Source organism: Paenibacillus sp. tmac-D7, from assembly GCF_006519665.1.
Classification (GTDB): Bacteria; Bacillota; Bacilli; order Paenibacillales; family NBRC-103111; genus Paenibacillus_G; species Paenibacillus_G validus.
The window spans coordinates 157,578-177,705 of record NZ_VIDW01000001.1 but is presented as its reverse complement, the minus strand read 5'-3'; the positions used below and the strand labels follow the sequence as shown (position 1 = coordinate 177,705).

The 20,128-nt window shown below is 54.9% G+C and carries 14 protein-coding genes; all 14 read left to right on the top strand.

The window, feature by feature from the left end:
• Window positions 1-15: 15 nt before the first annotated feature.
• A complete protein-coding gene (gene leuD, locus FKP33_RS00890) occupies window positions 16-621 on the top strand; it encodes a 3-isopropylmalate dehydratase small subunit (RefSeq protein ID WP_141333743.1) in 606 nt (201 codons plus the stop codon).
• A gap of 136 nt (window positions 622-757) precedes the next feature.
• Window positions 758-1,630, top strand: coding sequence for a 3-hydroxyacyl-CoA dehydrogenase family protein (locus FKP33_RS00885; RefSeq protein WP_127607280.1), 873 nt, complete (start codon window positions 758-760; stop codon window positions 1,628-1,630).
• A complete protein-coding gene (locus FKP33_RS00880; protein WP_127607282.1) occupies window positions 1,627-2,841 on the top strand; it encodes an acetate kinase in 1,215 nt (404 codons plus the stop codon). The genes FKP33_RS00885 and FKP33_RS00880 overlap by 4 nt, the downstream gene beginning before the upstream one ends.
• 69 nt (window positions 2,842-2,910) lie before the next feature.
• Window positions 2,911-4,209, top strand: coding sequence for an asparagine--tRNA ligase (gene asnS / locus FKP33_RS00875; protein WP_127607284.1), 1,299 nt, complete (start codon window positions 2,911-2,913; stop codon window positions 4,207-4,209).
• Window positions 4,210-4,266: 57 nt separating this feature from the next.
• Window positions 4,267-4,944, top strand: coding sequence for a DnaD domain protein (locus tag FKP33_RS00870; protein ID WP_127607286.1), 678 nt, complete (start codon window positions 4,267-4,269; stop codon window positions 4,942-4,944).
• Window positions 4,945-5,388: 444 nt separating this feature from the next.
• Window positions 5,389-6,234, top strand: a complete 846-nt coding sequence (locus FKP33_RS00865) for an ABC transporter ATP-binding protein (RefSeq protein ID WP_127607288.1) — start codon at window positions 5,389-5,391, stop codon at window positions 6,232-6,234.
• Window positions 6,227-7,294, top strand: coding sequence for an efflux RND transporter periplasmic adaptor subunit (locus FKP33_RS00860; protein WP_373423818.1), 1,068 nt, complete (start codon window positions 6,227-6,229; stop codon window positions 7,292-7,294). The genes FKP33_RS00865 and FKP33_RS00860 overlap by 8 nt, the downstream gene beginning before the upstream one ends.
• Complete coding sequence (locus FKP33_RS00855; protein ID WP_127607290.1) at window positions 7,294-10,206, top strand: ABC transporter permease; 2,913 nt, start codon at window positions 7,294-7,296, stop codon at window positions 10,204-10,206. Before FKP33_RS00860 ends, FKP33_RS00855 begins: the two co-directional genes overlap by 1 nt.
• 7 nt (window positions 10,207-10,213) lie before the next feature.
• Window positions 10,214-11,143, top strand: a complete 930-nt coding sequence (locus FKP33_RS00850; protein WP_127607292.1) for an ABC transporter ATP-binding protein — start codon at window positions 10,214-10,216, stop codon at window positions 11,141-11,143.
• On the top strand, window positions 11,140-12,615 hold the full coding sequence (locus FKP33_RS00845) for an ABC transporter substrate-binding protein (protein ID WP_127607294.1): 1,476 nt from the start codon (window positions 11,140-11,142) through the stop codon (window positions 12,613-12,615). Before FKP33_RS00850 ends, FKP33_RS00845 begins: the two co-directional genes overlap by 4 nt.
• A 49-nt stretch (window positions 12,616-12,664) precedes the next feature.
• Entirely contained in the window at window positions 12,665-14,884 is a 2,220-nt protein-coding gene (locus tag FKP33_RS00840) for a hypothetical protein (protein ID WP_127607296.1), read from the top strand.
• Between the two features lie 195 nt (window positions 14,885-15,079).
• Window positions 15,080-15,601 (top strand): GbsR/MarR family transcriptional regulator, encoded by a 522-nt coding sequence (locus tag FKP33_RS00835; RefSeq protein WP_054798722.1) that lies wholly within the window; start codon window positions 15,080-15,082, stop codon window positions 15,599-15,601.
• A gap of 115 nt (window positions 15,602-15,716) precedes the next feature.
• Entirely contained in the window at window positions 15,717-18,815 is a 3,099-nt protein-coding gene (locus tag FKP33_RS00830; RefSeq protein ID WP_141333742.1) for an efflux RND transporter permease subunit, read from the top strand.
• 51 nt (window positions 18,816-18,866) lie between these two features.
• Window positions 18,867-20,123: an efflux RND transporter periplasmic adaptor subunit gene (locus FKP33_RS00825; RefSeq protein ID WP_127607302.1), complete on the top strand. Its 1,257-nt coding sequence runs from the start codon at window positions 18,867-18,869 to the stop codon at window positions 20,121-20,123.
• Window positions 20,124-20,128 lie beyond the last annotated feature (5 nt).

Here is a 20,128-nt window from a genome sequence, read left to right as displayed (position 1 = left end):
AAGGAGTAGAACGAAATGGAAGCCTTTAAAAAGCATACCGGCATCGTCGGCCCGGTCGACCGCGTGAACGTCGATACGGACGCCATCATCCCTAAACAATTCCTGAAACGCATCGAGCGTTCCGGCTTCGGCCAGTTCCTCTTCTTCGAATGGCGATTTGACCCGAAAGGGAACGTCATTCCCGAGTTCAGCTTGAACCAGCCGCGTTACCAAGGCGCTTCGGTGCTGATCTCCCGCGCCAACTTCGGCTGCGGTTCATCCCGCGAGCACGCGCCATGGGCGATTCAAGACTACGGCTTCCGCGTCGTCATTGCGCCGTCGTTCGCCGACATTTTCTACAATAACTGCTTCAAGAACGGCATCCTGCCGATCACGCTCAGCGAAGAGCAAGTGGAAGAACTGTTCCAGCGCACAGCCGCTCAAGAAGGCTATCAGCTGACCGTCGATCTCGAGAACAATACGATCACCGACGACCAAGGGCTGAACATCGTGTTTAACCTCGACGAGCATCGCCGTCAATTTCTGCTGCTCGGTCTTGACGATATCGGCTTGACACTGCAGCATGAAGACAAAATTGCCGCGTACGAAGCGGCTCATGAAGCCCGCCTTGCCAACAAATAAGCTTGTGTCCAAAGTCCGCCGCCCGATAAACCGGGTTTGGCGGACTTTTTTTGCGAAAAGTGTGACAAATGATTTATGAAAATTTCTTCCGCTTGTGTATAATATCACTGGATCGATATGGAGGGGGGACGCCATCATGGTATTTAACAAAATAGGAGTCGTCGGAGCGGGCACAATGGGCCAAGGCATCGCGGAAATGCTAGCCTCCCGCGGGCTTGAGGTGCTGCTGATCGAACGAACGCCGGAGCGTCTGGACCAGGCTTGGGAACAAATGGAGATTAGCCTAGACAAGCAGATCGAGAAATGGGCGATTACGATCCCGGAGAAAAAATTGATTTTATCGCGTATTCATAAGATGACGGACTGGAGCCGGTTGTCCGAGTGCGACATGGTGATCGAATCGATCAGCGAAGATCTGGATTTGAAAAAACAAGTGTTCGCGCGGCTTGACGACCTGTGCCCGCCCCCGATCATTCTCGCAAGCAATACGTCGACGCTCAGCTTAACCGAGATCGCGGCCGCAACGAAGGTGCCGGAGCGGGTGATCGGGCTGCATTTTTTGTACCCGGTATCGAAAATTCATCTCGTGGAAATTATTCGGGCGGTTAAAACGAGCGAGGATACGTTCGAACAAACGCGCCGTTTCGTGGAACAAACGATTCAAAAACGCGGCATTCAAGTGTACGAATCGCCGGGCTTCGTGACGACGCGGTTGATCTGCATCCTGATTAACGAAGCGATGCATGCGCTTTCCGAACGGGTGGCGACGGCCGACGATATCGATAGCGCGATGCGGATCGGGTACGATTTTCGTTACGGACCGCTGGAGATGGCTGACCGGTTCGGACTCGATTCGGTGCTGGCGGCGATGGAGCGAATGTTCCGCGAGTTCGGCGAGCTGAAGTACCGGCCTTCGTTCCTGCTCAAACAAATGGTTCGGGCGGGGCATCTCGGGACGAAAACGGGACAAGGCTTTTTTACCTACGATAAGGACGGTGACCGACTATGATTATTCTCGTCATCAACGCCGGGAGCTCGTCATTGAAATTTCAACTGTATCAAATGACGGATGAATCGGTGCTGGCCAAAGGCAAGGTGGAGCGGATCGGCATGGAATCGGCGATTCTCACTTACGAACCGGAAGGGAAGCAGGACATTCGCGAGGTGCGGGAAATTTTGGAGCATACGACGGCGATTCGCCGGGTGCTCGATATGCTGGTCCATCCGGAATTCGGCGTGCTGCAATCCGCAGCGCAAATCGAAGCCGTCGGGCACCGGGTCGTGCATGGCGGCGAGTCGTTCTCCAGCTCGGTGAGGGTGAACGAAGAGGTGAAGCGCGAGATCAAGCGGCTGTTCGACCTTGCGCCGCTGCACAACCCGGCACATATGCTGGGCATTCAAGCGGTCGAGGCGAACATGCCGAATACGCCGCAGGCGGTCGTATTTGATACGGCGTTCCACCAGACGATGCCCGAGACGTCCTATTTATACCCCATTCCGATGGTGCTCTACAAAAAGCACAAAATTCGCCGTTACGGGTTTCACGGCATGTCGCACGCTTATGTCAGCGAGCGGGCGGCTTCGTTTCTCGGCAGGCCGCTTTCGGAGCTGAAGCTGGTGACGTGCCATATCGGCAACGGCGCCAGCTGCGCAGCGGTGCTGCACGGCCAGTCGCTCGACACGAGCATGGGCTTAACGCCGCTGGAAGGGCTGATGATGGGGACGCGCAGCGGGGACATCGATCCGGCGATCGTTCCGTTCACGATGGGCAAGGAAGACCTGACACTGTCGGAGGTCAACTCCATGCTGAACAAGCACAGCGGGCTGATGGCGATCTCCGGCATCAGCAGCGACATGCGGGAGATTACGCAGGCGATGGAGGCGGGCGACCGGAACGCGACGCTCGCGTTCAAGATGTATGAATACCGGCTGCGCAAATACATCGGCGCTTACGCCGCCGCCATGAACGGCATCGATGCTATCGTGTTTACCGCCGGCGTAGGGGAAAACTCGGCCGTGCTGCGCGACGCCGTCTGCCGTAACCTGACGTTCCTCGGCCTAGAGCTCGACGAAGCGGCCAATATGCGCCGCGACGGCGGGGAACGGGTCATCACCAAGCCCGGTTCGCGCGTTCAGGCGCTCGTCATTCCGACGAATGAGGAGCTGGTCATCGCGCGGGATACGCACCGTTTGATTTTCAAATCCAATCATGTAGAATAAGGATAAAGAGCGCCGGTCGAACATCTGTTCACCGGCGTCCCGGATTCGATCAAGCAAGGAGGATGGCTGATGAATCGCAATTTGGTTACGATTCGCCAAGCGGGCGGGCACGTGGAACAAACGGTTACCATCGGTTGTTGGTTACATAATATCCGCTCGAGCGGAAAAATAAGGTTTTTGCAGCTGCGGGACGGTTCCGGATTTATGCAGGGCGTCGTTGTGAAAAGCGAAGTTTCCGAGCAAGTGTGGGAGGACGCAGGCAAGCTGACGCAGGAAAGCTCCTTATACGTTACGGGCGTCGTACGTGAGGATTCGCGAAGCAAGGGCGGCTTCGAGCTCACGGTCACAGGCATCGAGATCATTCAGCTCGCGACCGATTATCCGATTACACCGAAGGAGCACGGCGTCGATTATTTGATGGATCACCGTCACTTGTGGATTCGTACGCCGCGGCAGCGGGCAATTTTGGTCATTCGTTCGCAAATCATCCGGGCGATTCAGCAGTTTTTTGACGAACGCGGATTTCATTTGGTAGATCCGCCAATCTTGACGCCTTCTTCCTGCGAAGGGACGACCAATCTGTTCCATACGAAATATTTTGACGAGGACGCTTACTTGACGCAAAGCGGACAGCTTTACATGGAAGCGGCGGCGATGGCGCTCGGCCGGGTGTATTCGTTCGGGCCGACGTTCCGCGCCGAGAAGTCGAAGACGCGCCGTCACCTGATCGAGTTTTGGATGATTGAGCCGGAGATGGCTTTCGTCACGCATGAAGAGAATCTGGAAGTACAGGAGCAGTTCGTTTCGTATGTCGTGCAGTCGGTGCTGGCGAACTGCCGCAAGGAGCTTGAGGTGCTGGAACGGGATGTGACGAAGCTGGAGCGCATTCAAGCCCCGTTTCCGCGCATTACGTACGACGAAGCGGTCAAGTTTCTGCAGGACAACGGGCACGAGTTTGAGTGGGGCGAAGATTTCGGCGCTCCTCACGAGACGGCGATCGCGGAAAGCTATGACAAGCCGGTGTTCATCACGCATTACCCGACGGAAATCAAAGCGTTCTATATGAAGCCGGATCCGTCTCGTCCGGAAGTCGTGCTGTGTGCGGATATGATTGCGCCCGAAGGGTACGGCGAAATTATCGGGGGCAGCCAGCGCATCGACGATCCGGAGCTGATGGAGGAACGCTTCAAGGAGCACGAGCTATCGAAGGAAGCGTACCAGTGGTATCTGGATCTGCGCAAATACGGCTCCGTGCCGCATTCGGGCTTCGGTCTGGGGCTGGAGCGGACGGTCGCCTGGATTTGCGGCCTTGACCACGTCCGGGAGACGATTCCGTTCCCGCGTTTGCTCTATCGTTTGTATCCGTAAGGCCGGCCGGCGGTTCAGTTGCTCGGGTAAGGATACGTTACGGAAAGAGGGGTTGGCATGAGGGGGAACGGGCAAGAAGCGGGGGACTTTGCTGCCTTGCTGCTGGAAGGACTGCAAAGCGGCAGCGTCGAGGTGCCGTACTGGCTGCTGCAATATTATCCCCAGCTGCGTTTAGGGGAACATGAAGTGATGCTGCTGATTCATCTCATGGCGTTCAAGCAGAAGGAAGGCAAGGACTTTCCGACGCCTGAGGAGCTGTGCGCGCGGATGTCGATTGCACAAGACAAAGTGATCACAGTGCTGCAGAAGCTGATGCGGGAAGGATTCCTGCTGATCGATGAAACGAAGGATCCGGTGACGGGGGTACACAGCGAAGCCTACAACTGGTCGCCGCTGCTCAACAGGCTCGCGGCGATTCGCGCGGACGAATGGGAGGCTGCGCGCAGAGCGCAGATCGTTTCGGAGAGCGCGCGCGGGGAGCGGAAAGATATTTTTTCGATTTTCGAGAAGGAGTTCGGTCGGCCGTTGACCCCGATGGAGTTCGAATCGATCACAGGCTGGTTAGACAAGGACGGCCATCCGGAGGCATTGATCTTGGCCGGCTTGAAGGAAGCGGTGTTCGCCGGGAAAGTGCATTTCCGCTACATTGACCGCATTCTGCTCGAATGGCAGCGTAACCGGATTACATCGGTGGAACAGGCGAAGGAACATTCGCAGAAGTTCCGATCCCGGTAAGCTTTATGCAAGAAGTGCACTATCGTACAGATTCCGGTCGAGTTCAACGTGGAATTTGCGAAATATCGAGACATTCGTCCCCGGGGCGAATGTCTTTTTTCGCTTCTCGCCAAAAACACCATGGAGCCCGCCCCGAAGTACCCCTAACCTCCTTCAAGCCGTTTTGCGCCCTAACCCCTCCCCGGCTTCTTAACGATTTCTTCATATTATCTTCATATCATTTATAATTTTGTCCGGCATCATGAATGAGATATTGCCGTTTTGCGGCGCTCGCAACCCGTGGAACCCGTGCCGCAGAAACCGGAAACATGGATTGTTAATTTGGTAAATATTTTTATTTTGTTGCTGCGTGATGTGTAACCTTTTTTCCAGTTCTGTCGTCTATTTCATGTGTTCCATCAATTCTGACCGGTGGTCGAAATTGTAAAAAAAAGGAGGGTCAACATGTTTCCAGGCTTGCGCAGAAACAAAAAACAAGCGCAGAAGCCAAGTCCCGGCGTGCCGGAGGAACCGCAATTCGGCGTCTCCTCCGAAGGCGAGCAAGTTCCCGAAGCGGCGTCCGCAGCCGAACTGGCTGCGCTAGAGCAATCGCTGCCTGCGGCGATCGATACAAGCAAGCCCTTGCTGACGGTGACCGGCGTCGAAAGGTCGTTTCCGGTTGGCGGTCAGCAGCTTCATGTCCTGAAAGGGATTGATATGTCGTTGTATCCGCTGCAGCTTGTAATGCTGAAAGGCCGGTCCGGTTCCGGCAAAACGACGCTGCTGAATTTGATCGGCGGCTTGGATCAGCCGAACCGTGGCGAGATCCGGTTCAAGGAACATCTGTTTCACCAATGCGGTGACGATGAGCGCACCTACATACGAAGAAAAGAAATCGGTTTTATATTCCAATCCTTTGCTCTAATGCCGCTCTTGTCCGCTTGGGAAAATGTGGAACTTTCCTTGCGCATGGCCGGGGTTCCCCGGGCTCAGTGGAAACCTCGCGTGACGCATTGCCTGGAGCTGGTCGGGCTTGTCAGACGGATGCACCACCGTCCCTTCGAGCTGTCCGGGGGCGAGCAGCAGCGGGTGGCGATCGCCAAGGCGATTGCGCATAAGCCGAGCTTGCTGCTGGCCGACGAACCGACCGCCGAGCTGGATTCCCAGATGGGTGCTCAAGTCATGAACGTGTTCCGGGATATTATCCGCACCGAACGCATGACGATCTGCATGACCACGCACGATCCGACAATAATGGAGGTAGCCGACCGTGTCTTCGAAATGGTGGATGGGAAATTTATTAATGCTTAAAAAGGCGGCCAAGCCGGCGGCCATCGCCTGCCTCGCCGTATCGCTAGCCGTTACGGCGGGCTGCTCGGTGCTTCCGAAAGAGGAGGAAGAAGAAACGCTGCCTGCCATCCAGCCGCCGAAGCTGTCGAAGAAGCCGGAGTACGTCGTCAAGACCGATACGCTTGAAACGAAGGTTCGCGGCTCCGGGAAGCTGATGGCGACGGTGGAGGAGGACTTATATTTTACTGATGAAACGAGCCGCCGCATTAAAAATCTGTATGTCAAAACCGGTGACACGGTAGAAAAAGGTCAAATCATCGCCGAGCTCGACGTCACCGAGCAGGAGAGCCAGCTCAAGAAGACAAGGCTGCAGACGCGCAGGGATGAGCTGGCCATGATCGAGACGCTGCGCAATGCCGACGGCAAGAGCGCCGAAGAGGTCGAGCAGGCGAAGATCGATTTCGAGCTGAAGCGCGAGGAATTGAATAAGCTGGAGAGCACGATTGCCAATGCGAAGCTGACGGCCCCATTCTCCGGTACGATTGTGTCGGTGTATGTGAAGAAGGGCGATACGGCGAAGGCGTATGATGCGATCGTCACCATCGCCGATCTGTCACAGCTCACCGTTGCCGCAACGCTCAGCCAGGACGACCTGAAGAAGGTCGCCGTCGGGATGGAGGTTGTGGTCGACGTCAACGCGGCCGGACAGTATAAAGGGACGGTGCAGCAGCTGCCGAATCCGAAAGATCCGAACAGCGGGGGTGGCGGCAGCGGATTCCCCGGCGAAGGGCAGAAACAGCCTGACTCTATCGAAAATTACATGATCGTCAAGCTCGATCCGTTTCCGGAGGGGCTGAACCGGGGCACGATGTTAGGCGTCTCGGTCATTACGCAGCGCAAAGAGAATGCGGTGATCATTCCGCTGGCGGCGCTTCGTTCGTATTCGGGACGCAACTATGTGCAGGTCGTGGACGATAAAGGCAACAAGCGCGAGGTGGACGTGGAGCTCGGCCAGCAAACCTCCACCGATGTGGAAATTGTGAAAGGCTTGACGCCGGGACAGAAAGTAGTGGGTCGCTGATGCTGATGTTCCGTTTCTTGTTTCGCAAAATGTGGAACACCCGCTGGCTGACGTTAAGCACGTTGATCGGCTTGATCATGGCGGTCGCCTTCACGACCAGCATCCCGATGTACGCGGACGGTTCGCTGAAGCGCGTCGTCGCCAAATCGCTGGAAGAAAAAAGCGGCGGTTTGCCGGCAGGCTCGGTCATGATCCGTTATCAAGCGAGCGGCAGCGACCGTGCCGAGCTTAGCGATTTGAACGGTGTCGATGCGTTTATTCGGGAGGACCTGCCGAAGGACATCGCGTTTCCGCACCAGGCTTTCGTACGGACGTATTCGATTCGCGGCTCGCAGGTGTCGCCCGACGATCCGTCGAAGGTCGATCCGAGCAAGCGCAGACAGCTGACGCTGATGGCGCAGACCGGACTGAAGGAGCAGGTGGAGCTGACGCAAGGCACGTGGTTTGCGGAGCAGCCCCAAGGCGGGGCGGTCGAAGTCGTCATGTTCGAGGAGGCGCTCTACCGGGGCGATATGCATGTGGGGGACGTCTTCACATACCCGATCTCCGGAGGGCTCGGCATCGCTCCGCTCAAGATTAAGATCGTCGGCGCGTTCAAACCGCTCTCCGGCTCTGATCCCTACTGGTACCAAGGACTGGAAGGCTTGCTCAGCTCCACGTTCATGAGCGAAGCCGGTTTTCAGGATTATATATTGAACAATAAAAAGATTCCGCTGAACTTGGCGAACTGGTATTATGCGTTCGATTTACGCGACATCCAAACGAGCCAGCTGGCGGGTTTGGAGCGGAAGCTGGAGCGTCTTGACATCACGCTGTTCCAGATGCTCAAAAACACGAGAGTGGACATCTCGTTCATCCCGCTGCTGCAGGAATTTAAAGTGCAGAGCTTGCAGCTGCAAATCTTGCTGTTCACGCTGGCGGCGCCCATGATCGCCATGGTGTTCTATTACATCGTCATGAACGCGAGGCAGTCGCTCGACCGGCAGCGAACCGTAATCGCGGTCATTCGCAGCCGGGGCGGCAGCACAGGGCAAATTATATGGATCTATTTGCTGGAAGGACTGCTTCTCGGCGCAGCCGCTCTGCTTCTTGGACCGCTGCTCGGCTGGTTGATGGCCAAGAGCATCGGCTCCTCCAGCGGTTTTCTCACGTTCGTCGACCGCAAGGCCGTGCCGGTCGGCGTCTCGATGGAAGCGCTGCTGTACGGTGCGGCGGCCGTCGTCATTGCGATACTGGCCAGCGTTATACCGGCCATCGTGTTTGCACGGGCATCGATCGTCAGCTATAAGCAGAAGCTGGCGCGCTCCGATCGGCGGCCGTTTTGGCAAAAGTGGTTTCTCGACGTGCTGCTGCTTGGTCTTGTGGGCTACGGCTACTACTTGTTCGGGCAGAGGCAGGATTTGTTCAGCCGCACGGGCATGACCACCGATCAGCTGCAGGTGCATCCGCTGTTGTTTTTTATCCCGGCTTTGTCGATTATTGCGCTCGGTCTGTTTTTCCTGCGCGTCTTCCCGTGGCTGCTGCGCTTCGGCAATTGGCTGGGCAAACGGGTACTGCCGGTTCCCGTCTACTTGACGCTGACGCAGCTGTCCCGCTCGTCGACGGCCTATTACCCGTTAATGATCTTGCTTATTCTTACCCTTGGACTCGGCGTGTATAACGCCTCGGCTGCGCGAACGATCGACTTGAACTCGACCGACCGCATCTTGTACGCCTACGGTACCGATGTCGTCATGCGCGCCGATTGGCAGGCCGTCTCCGACGAGCTGCCGAGTCCGCAGCAAGGAGGCGGTCAAGGCGGTCAAGGCCAGGGCGGTCAGGGTCAGGGCCAAGGCCAGGGCGGTCAAGGGCAGGGCCAAGGCGGCCAAGGACAGCCCGGCGCACCGGGCAGCGGCAATGAGCCCCCTCCGAAGCTGCGCTACATCGAGCCTCCTTTCGAAGTGTTCCGCGAGCTGGAGGGCGTCGAGCATGCGGCTCGGGTCTTGACGGCCAAGAGCAACGTCGTCGTTTCCGGCAAGTCGCTCGGCCAAGGCATGCTCATGGGCATCGACAATGTAGACTTCGCCCATGTCGGCTGGTTCCGTAAAGATTTGTTCCCGATTCATCAAAATCTGTATTTAAACCTGCTCGGTCAGTATGAACAGGCAGTGATCATCCCGACTTCGTTCGCCGAGAAGCATCACATCAAACCCGGCGACCTGATGAATATTACCGTTTCCGGCCAACCGGTCGAATTCGTCGTCGTTGCGGCTGTCCCTTACTGGCCGAGTCAATATCCGGATGAAATGCCATTCTTTATCGCCAATCTGGAATACGTATACGATCAGGCGCCGATTACGCCGTACGACGTGTGGCTGAAGATGAAGGACGGGGCGAAGGTGGCTCCGCTGCTCGAGTCGCTGGCGGCGAAGAACGTCGATATCGCAACTGTGAAGGATGTGCGCAACGAACTGATCACCCAGAAGAAGCATCCGGCAAGGGGCGGGGTATTCGGCATATTGAGCCTTGGGTTTCTCGTGTCCGTGTTCGTTTCCTTGATCGGGTACATTCTTTACTGGTTCTTCAACCTATCGAGCCGTGTTGTCCAGTTCGGCGTGCTGCGCGCGATGGGGCTGTCCCGCAGGCAGTTAACCGGGATGCTGCTGCTGGAGCAGGCGTTTACGGCAGGTCTGGCGATTGCGCTCGGTTTCGGCATCGGCAAGCTGACGAGTTATTTGTTCCTGCCTTTTCTGCAAACCGCTGAGAACGTCAAGACGCAAGTTCCGCCGTTTCGCGTTATCTTCGATTCGCGCGATACAGGCCAGCTGTACGTCGTCGTCGGCGTCATGATGCTGACGGGTGCGGCGCTGCTGTTCCTGCACATCCGGCGTTTGCGTGTGCATCAAGCCGTGAAGCTCGGAGAGGAGAAGTGAGGCTGCAGTGATTCATTGCGAAGGACTCGTCAAAATCTACAAGACCGACGATCTCGAGGTCGTCGCCCTGCAAGGCTTGAATATCGAGGTCGCTCCGGGCGAGATGATGGCGATTATCGGCAACAGCGGAAGCGGGAAATCGACGCTGCTCAACATATTGGGCGGCTTGGACCGTCCTTCCGCGGGACAGGTGAGGGTCGGCGAATGGAATTTGCTGAAAATTACCGATGACGAGCTTGTGAAGTACAAGCGGAAAACGGTTGGTTTCATCTGGCAAAACAATGCGCGCAATTTGATTCCGTACTTAACCGCGCTGGAGAACGTAGAGATGCCGATGATGCTGAGCGGTACCTACGACCGCGCTTACGCGCGTCAGCTGCTCGAGTGGGTCGGCTTGAAGGAACGCATTCATAACAAGCTGCAGCAGCTTTCCGGCGGAGAACAGCAGCGGGTGGCGATCGCCATAGCGTTGGCGAACCGGCCGTCGCTGCTGCTTGCGGACGAACCGACCGGTTCTGTCGATACGCGAACGTCCGATATGATCATGGATATTTTTCGCCGGCTGAATACGGAGCTTGGGGTCACCATTGTGATCGTCACGCACGATATGACGCTGGCGGGTAAAGTGGACCGTGTCGTGGCGATTCGCGACGGCATGACGAGCACCGAGTTTATTAAACGCAACCCGGACCTCGATCGGGCGGGAGCGGAGTCGGCTGCCTCGCTGGGGGGCGTACATGAGGAGTATGTCGTGCTCGACCGCGCGGGCCGGCTGCAAATTCCCGCCTCATACTTGAAGTCGCTTGGGATCGAGGGCAAAGCGTCTATGGAATTCGATGGAGAGAAAATCATTATCAAAACGCCGAAGCTGCTGGATGATGTGCAGGCACCGTCAAACTTCGGAGAGAAGAAACCAATCGGAGGGGTAAAACGATGAATAAACGACTGAAACAAACGATGCTGCTTTCGCTCGGCGTCGGCTTAATGGTACCGATGCTGCAGGCTTGTACGAAAGCGGGCGGCTCCGACGACAATACGGAGAAGGTGCTGCGTATCGCGACGACGATGTACAGCGGGCCGGACGGCGAATATTTCCGCCAGCGGTTTACCGAGCTTTACGAATTCGCCAACAAGAACGTCAAAATCGAAGTGATTCCGACCTACGATGAGAAGTACATGTATGGGTATGTCCAGCCTGACCCGAAAGAAAAGCCGGAGGACCCGTTAGCCAAGCTAAAGGAGCTTATGCAGGGCGACAATCCGCCGGACGTCGTCGTGTTCGGCTACGAGCAGCTGGAAGACTTGATAGCCGACAACCTGCTTACGCAGCTTGACCCGATGATAACGAAGGACAAATTCGACACGAGCGACATCGTGCCTGCTGTTATAGACGGCATCAAGAAGCTTGGCGACGGTAAAATTTACGGCTTGTCCCCGACGTTCAACTCTTCGGCGGTCATCTACAACAAGAAGATATTCGACGAAGCGGGTGTCGAGTACCCGACGGACAAGATGACCTGGCAGCAAATGTTTGACCTGTCCCGCCGGGTAGCCAAAGGCGAAGGCGCGGACCGCAAATACGGCTTCTCGTTCTCGACCTACAACATGGGCGGTGATATGACCTACGCGACGCAAATGTACACGGCTCCGCTGCAGCTGCGCATGTTCGACGAGCAGGGCGAGAAGATGACGGTGAACACCGACCAATGGGAGAACGTCTGGAAAACGATGCTGCAGCTCAAAACCGAGAAGCTCCTGCCGGAGCAGCTCGATATGTCGCAAATGAGACAGATGGATCAGCAGCAAACGTATAATCCGTTCCAGCACGACGACTTTTTATCCGGCCGTGTAGCGATGTCGATCATCAACTACGGCGAACTGGATCGCGTCATCAATGCGATGAAGAACGCGGAGGGCATTAAAGGCTTTACTCCGTTCGATTGGGACGTGGTAACGCTGCCGGTGCATGAAGAGGCGCCGGACGTCGGCGGGTTCATGGGTATGGAAGGCGTCATGGCGATCAATTCGAAGGCGCAAAATGCAGCCGAAGCCTGGAAGTTCATCCAGTTCGTGAACGGCGAAGACTGGGCCAAGTTGAAAGCAAGCAGCAATCATAATATCGTCTCCCGTCAGAAGTACATTAAGAAGAAAGACGGCATCGAATTTAACCTGAAGGCGTTCACGACGCTGACGCCGGCGCTGATGCTTGACAACAAGCTGTACCGCGAGCGACAAAACCTGTATCGCGTGAACGAAATCGGCTCCCGCCTGCTCCAGGAAGTCTCGCAGGGCAAACTGCAGGTTCGTGACGCGTTAAAGCAATGGGAGACGGAAGGCAACCAGCTGCTGCAAAAAATTAAAGAAAACCCGAACGGTCCGATCGACATGCCGATGCCGATGGCGGGGTGAGGGTTTTATTGGGCAAGCGACTTCACCTTAGAGGAGGAAAGCAACGAACATGAATCAAAGACGTAAACGTGTCAACAGGGCTTGCTTGTGGTTTCTAGCTTCCGCCTTGACGCTGGGCAGCGCCGTTCCCGCTTTTGCGGCGGACGGCCCGGCCGGCGGAACATCCAGCTCCACCGTGCTTTCGACGGGCAATGCGCCGTCGATCGGGCAAGTGAGCGTGAACGGCAACAGCACGTTCGAGGTGAAAAACTTATCGATGCTGCCGGAACAGGGCAGCAAGACTGTCATTTTCACCTTAACGGTCCATAACAACGGGACGAGCGACTTGCAGTTCATCGATTATTGGGTCCGGCTGCGTACGGCTTCCGGCAACCAGATTACGGTGAAGGTGCTCCCGCAGGATAAGGACAAAAACCGGATTACCCCGAAATCGAGTCAGGATATCGGGTTTTATGCGACGGTCAATGAAACGACACAGTTGAATGACCTTATTTTTGAGATTATCCAATGGGATTTCAGTCAAGCGAACTTCGAACGCAAGCTTGGGGAGGTGCAGGTGCCGGACGACTACAGCATCGTGACCCCGGCAGGCGCTCCTCGAACGATTCAAATGAACGGAAACCCGGTCAAGACGCAAATTGAGAAAGTGTATGTCGGAAAAAACGAGAAAAACTACACGCCGACGATCGTGCTGAATATGGCCAATACAGGCAGTCGAAGCGTGGCCGTGCCGACCTATCAATATTTAATTCGAACGAGCGAAGGCTACATGTACCCGCTGAATCCGAAAGGCGCGAAAGAGCTGACCATCCTTCCGCAGACGGATAAGGATATCGAACTGACGGGATCGGTGCCTGTTTCCTTATCGAAGGAAGGGTGGCAGCTGGTGATCGTCCAGAATGCGGCCGATCTCAAGCTGAACCTTCCTGTCGCGTATTACACGCTACCTGCCGTATCGGAACCCGACAGCGTCGGTACGGGCGTCGCGTACGATTTCACCAACAAGGACGGTACGTATTCGGCGGAGCTGAATGCGGTTCAAAGAATGCCGTGGGAGGATCAGGACATTCTGGCAGCGAAGCTGCTGCTCGGCAACAAAGGAACGGAATCGCTGCCATTACCGGACCTAACCGGGTATTTTATGCTGGACGACAACATCAAAGTGGAAGCCAAGCTGATTCGTACGGATAAGGTCATTGGTCTGGCGGCCGGCGGGAGTGCGCAGTACCAGTTTATCGGGAAAATTCCGTACACGTACGAGTTCGCCAAAGCGAAGCTCGTTCTCCAGGAAAAGGCTGCAGTCGGCGGCGGCTCCGGGGGAACCGGCGGCACGGACGGGGGCGGCTCGACGGACAGCGCGAGCTCGGAGGATTTGCTCGAATTCGAGCACAGCTCGGAGCTGATGAGCATCCCGCTTAACAACGTCGGCGAAACGTACAAAGTGACGAGCGTTGGGCGCAGCGCCAGCTACAAGGTGCGCAAGCTGACGACATACACCGGCGACACGGCCGATACGATCGCCGTCCAGCTGGAAGCGGTCAATGAAGAGAAGCGGTATAACAGCGTGTCGAAGCTGGTCGGATACTTCAAAACAGCGGACGGCACCGTTCTCCCGGCGACCTTCGGCGAGATCAAGAACAAGATCAGCCCGGGAGGAACGGCCCTGCTGCTCATGTCGAGCGTCATTCCGAAAGGGATGGATACGAATGGGCTGCAGCTGATGATCGGCGATGCGGTCACGCAAGACAAGCTGACCGAAGGCGAGAACAAGCCGGACGCTTACGTGAACGCCGCGTCGTTCTGGCTGCCGGCCGAGCAGAAGGAAGTGCAGCCGAAGCTGCTGAACATCGATCTGGCGCCGTATAAGCTGTCGATGAGTAAGATTCATACGCGCGGAGACCAAGAGGGCATTCACTTGTTTTTCGATTATGAGCTGAGCAAGAACCTGCTGAACGAAACGAACGTCGAGGGGCGCAAACTCGTTATTTCCTTGGAAGATCGTGAAGATCGCGTTAAGTTCAGCTGGGATTTCGATTTTAAAGACTTTGAGAATTCGGATACGTCGAATGGCAGCGACCCTTCGCAAAATATAACAGGCAAACTGCTGCTCGGCAAGAAAGAAAAGTTTAGATTGGATAAAAATGACAGTAATTTCATTTATTTGGTCTCGTACCTCAAAGATTACGATCTGAAGGTATACGAATCGATCAACGGTCATAAGAAGCTGCTAGCCTCTCAAAAAATTACCTGGTTTGAAACGACGGACTAATTCATCGTAACCGTGCTTGCTCAGTTTCGTATAACTGACAGGCGCGGTTTTTTTAACATGATGCTCACAGAATTGAACACTTGGTTAATTTTATGTGGAACATATTGACAGAGGGGGTTGTTGCACAGTAAGTTATTATCGTTAACAATTTTGTTAACGACGGAAACATACATAACCCTGAGGAGTCTATGTAAGATGAATTCACCACCTGTTTCGTTCTCAGACCTGAAGCGTTCGGAAAGCAACGTGATGTCTCTATCCTTCGAATCTGAAGGCTATAGTCCGCTGGTCGGTAAAATTTTCTCGCTGCTGCTGTTCGCATCCGAGCCGGTCAGTCTGCAGGAAATGGCCGATCAATTGGGTGTGACGAAAGCGGCCGTCAGCGTGCAGGTGCGCACCCTGGAGAAAAACGCGCTATGCACCAAGCTTGCCACCAGCAGCGACCGTAAAGATTATTACTACATCTCAGACGACGTCAACATCATCACGCTTCGAGGGACGAGGCAAAAGATTGAAATTTATAATCGCCACGTTCAAACGACGCTGGAGACGATGGAAACCATCGGGGATCTCCCGCCCGAAGAACGCGCCTCCTACGAGGCTGCCAAGCGGAGGTACAAGGAAGCAGTGGCGATGTATCAGCTTATTTTATCGCGGCTGGAAGGCATCGAAGAGGAGTGGCAGCTCGTGAAACAAAAGCTTGAAGAAGAAGCTTGACGAAAAAGTTTGACGAAGGATCGCCTTCTAGCCGAAAAACATTTTCAAAAAAATGAAGGGGACCCTCCGAAAGCTGCGTCTAAGTTGTCAGCATTTCTAATGGAGGAGTAGAGAGATGAATCAATTAACAAGTTTTTCCATGAAGAACATCACGGCCGTTATCATCATTGTTCTTCTCTTATTCGGAGGCGGGGCCTACGCGGCGACGACGCTGAAAGTAGAAAGCATGCCGGATATCTCGTTTCCGGTCGTCCTCGTCAACACGCAATATACGGCGCCCCCGAAGGACGTGCTCGAAGACGTCACGAAACCGCTGGAGAAGGCGGTCGCGAGTCTCGAAGGGATTAAAAATTTGAAGTCCACGTCCAGCGATAATTTTTCGCAAATCGTGATCGAGCTTGAACAGAGCATCAAGGCAGACGACGCCAAGAAGGACGTAGAGAGCTTGATCGCCAACGTCAAGTTGCCTTCCGCCTCGGAAAAGCCGAAAGTGCAAACGTTTGGTTTCGCTTCCGAGCCCGTATACTACTTGTCGGTTTACGCCAAGAACGGGATGAGTCAGCAGGAGCTTGACAAAGTGTACAAAGACGTCATTTTGCCGGGCTTCAACGCCATGAAAGGGATCGACCACGTAGATTCGATCGGCAACCAGGAATCGGTGCTGACGATGAAGCTGAACGCGAACGCGATCCAGAACTATGGCCTGACCCCGTCGCAGGTGTCGCAAAACATTCGGGCCGCTTTGATGACGAGTCCTGCGGGAACGGTCGACTTTAACGGGAACGAGCAGATGGTTCGCGTGAAGAGCGATTTGAACACGATTTACAATTTGGAGAATATGAAAATTACCGCCCCTGCCGGTACGACCTTGCTGCTGAAGGATATCGCGAAAGTGGAAGCAATCACGGAATCCACCTTCTTGTCCCGTCTTAACGGTCAACCGGCGATCGGCGTGCGCTTGTTCAAGACGAAAAATGCCAATGCCGTCGAGTTTGGCAACGAAGCCGATAAGCTGATGGAAGGCTGGAAGAAGGATTACCCGAACATCACCTTCCAAGCGATCTACAACGGCGCGCTTGACATTAAAGAGTCGATCAACGGGATGTTGAAGGAGGGAGCGCTCGGTGCGATTTTGGCTTCGGTCATGATCCTGCTCTTCCTTAGAAATGTTCGGATGACCATTATCGTTTTAGTCTCAATCCCGTTATCAACTTTAATTACATTGCTTATCATGGCGCCGCTCGGCATCTCGTTGAACATTATGACACTGGGCGGCATGGCGATCGCCATCGGCCGGGTCGTCGACGACAGTATCGTCGTTATCGAGAATATATACAGCCAGCTGCAAAAGGCGCAGGAGCGAAACGAGTCGGTCATCAAGCTGGCCACCGCCCAAGTTTCGTCGGCCATTACCTCGTCGACGATTACGACGGTAGGGGTATTCGGACCGATCGCATTCGTCAGCGGCGTACTGGGCGAAGTGTTCCGCCCGTTCGCGATTACGCTGTCCGTGGCGCTGTTGTCCTCGCTCTTGGTTGCGGTCACCGTAATCCCGATGCTGGCTAAGCTGCTTGTGCTCGGCAGCAAGAACATCAAAGCTCACGACGAGGCTCCCGTCGGCAAACTAACGCTTACATATAAGAAGGCTTTGACCTGGTCGCTTCGCAACCGGATCAAGACGCTGCTCATCGCCATGCTGGCGCTCGTCATATCCGTCGCCGGTACGGTGCCTTTCCTGGCTTCGGGCTTCATGCCGGAGAGCGAATCGGATAAGATGCTGATGTTGACGATCAAAATGCCTCGCGAAACGACAATCGAAACGATGAACGAGAAAGTGAAGGAAATCGAGAAGATGATGTTCGAATCGAAGGATTCGGCGGGTCAGCCGACGTTCGATTATGTGGAATCGTCCATCGGCTACAACGGGGGATCGGACCGGATCGCCTACCGTTCTTCGTTCTTTGCGGTCGCTTCCGCGAACTCTAATGCGAAGGATGTCGTTCAGGATTTTAAGAAGAACATCGAATACTTGCTGCCGAAAGGCTCCGAGGTTGACGGTTCGGTGCTTTCCATGGGAGGACCTCCTTCCGGCGGCGCTGACTTCAACTATGTGTTGAAAGGGGACGATCTGAACTATTTGCGTGAGGCCGCGCAATTGGTCCGCGACAAAATGAAAGAGTTCCCGGAAATGATTGATATTAAAGACAGCTTGAGCGAGTCGAAGCAAGAAATCGAAATTAGCGTCGATCAAAACAAAGCCAGATTGTTCGGCCTCTCTTCGGCGCAAATTATGGAAGGCGTGCACTCCTGGCTGGCAGAGGAAAAAATCGGCGATTTGAAATTCGACAACGCAACGTTTGAAACGAAGGTCATGCTCGATCCTAGCTTCAAAAACTCGGTCGATAAAATCGGCAGCTTTACGATCATTACGCCTTCCGGCTCCAAGGTTGCGCTGAATGAGGTGGCGAAAGTGCGCCAGATTGAGGCTCCGGTCTCCATCACGCGAGAGCAGCAGGAGCAGTATGTGAACGTAACGGCCAGGATCGATTCGATCGACAAAGGCGGCGTCAGCGCGAAAATTTCGGCAGCGCTTAATACATTAGAGCTGCCTCCGGGCGTACGGACGCAGGTAAAGGGCGTGACGGACGACATTCAAACGAGCTTTAACCAAATGTTTATTGCGATGATTGCTTCCGTCTTCATTGTGTATCTGATCATGGTACTTGCCTTCGGCAACGGCACCGCGCCGCTCGCCATCCTGTTCTCGCTTCCGCTTGCGGCTATCGGGGGGCTGATTGCCTTGCTGATTACAGGCGAATCCATCAATATTACGTCGCTGATCGGCTTCCTTATGCTGATCGGGGTCGTCGTAACGAACGCCATCGTTCTCGTCGACCGGGTACAGCAGCTGCGCGAAGAAGGATACGAAGTCCGCGAAGCGTTAATTGAAGCAGGCCTGACGCGTCTTCGTCCGATCATTATGACGGCCGGCGCTACCATTATCGCCTTGATGCCGCTGGCTCTCGGACTGTCCAAGGGGGCGCTGATTTCCAAAGGTCTTGCTGTCGTCGTTATCGGCGGGTTGACGACTTCTACGCTCCTGACACTCGTTGTCGTACCGGTCGCTTACGATTTAATTAACGGAGTTGTCCGCCGCTTGTTCCGCAAAAAAAATAAAGCTGTCGACGTCGCTGCGACAACGGCTGCTCATTAAACCTGAATCAGGGTTTGTTGATTGACAGAGAGGGAAAAGGAGAATCGGTCCATGAATTCGACAATGAAGTCTACGTTGAAACACAGCACCAAAGTGGCGGGAGCCGTTGTGATCTGCACGGCGCTCATCGCGGGCTGTTCTGCACAACCGGCAGCTCAGCCGACGGCTGCCAATGCTGCCGAATCGCAATTGAAGGTCGTGAAAGTCTCACCGGTGGAGAAGAAGAAAATCGGGGATCCGCTTGAGCAAGTGGCCGATGTCGTCGCCTCCGTCCAAATGGATGTAATCACGAAAGTGAACGGCGATGTGCTCGAAATTTTGAAAAAACGCGGCGATGTGGTCGAGAAGGGCGATGTGCTGTTCCGCCTTGATCCGACGGATTTGCAAATTTCCAAAGAGAAGGCGCAAATCGCATTGAACGGCAGCCAGCAGCAATTGGCCAAAACCCGTAAGGATTTGGCTGACGGCAAACAAGATATGGTGAACGGCATCGCAAAGCTGGAAGCCGCGGTCCGGGATACCGAGAAAACCTATAACAAAATGCGCAACGATTATGACCTTGGTCTTGTGACCAAATTTCAGCTGGAGCAGCTTGAAACCCAACTGAACAACTTGAAGCTGGATCTTGAAAGCTCCCGCCAAAAGCTGAAAACGTTCGAGTCTACGAATCAACTCGCCCAGCTGGAGCAAGGCGTGCAGACGGCCGATGTGACGGTTCGCGAATTGGAGCGCAGCCTGAACAACACGGAGGTGAAAGCGACGGCCAGTGGGGTATTGACGGATTTGCCTGTGGAAATCGGGATGACGCTTAGTCCGGGCTTCAAGGGAGCGACGATTCAACAGCTCGACCCGGTGAAAATTAAAGCGGAGCTAACCGAAGAGGCGGCTCAACTGATCCGCGGCAAGCAGGAGCTCGAATTCTACGTTCCGGGCGAAACGGAGCGGGCGAAGGCGAAAGTCGTTTATTTGGCGGATGTCATGGGCGCACAATCCAAATCGTACGCTCTGGAGCTGGAAGTGGCGAATGCTGATCGGAAATTAAAACCGGGCATGAAGGCGCAAGTGTTGTTGACCGATGACAACGATCAAGTCGTGGTGACGGTTCCTACGCTTAGCGTCGTGCGGGAAGGAAGCGAAACGTTCGTCTTCGTCCTGGTCGGCGACACGGCGGAGAAGCGCAAAGTGGAGCTCGGCCGTTTGAACGAGACCATTCAAGAGATTATCTCGGGCGTTAAGGAAGGCGAGCAGTTGATCGTTTCCGGCCAAAACCAACTCAAAGATAAAGAAAAAGTGCAGCTGGCGAAGTAAGGCCA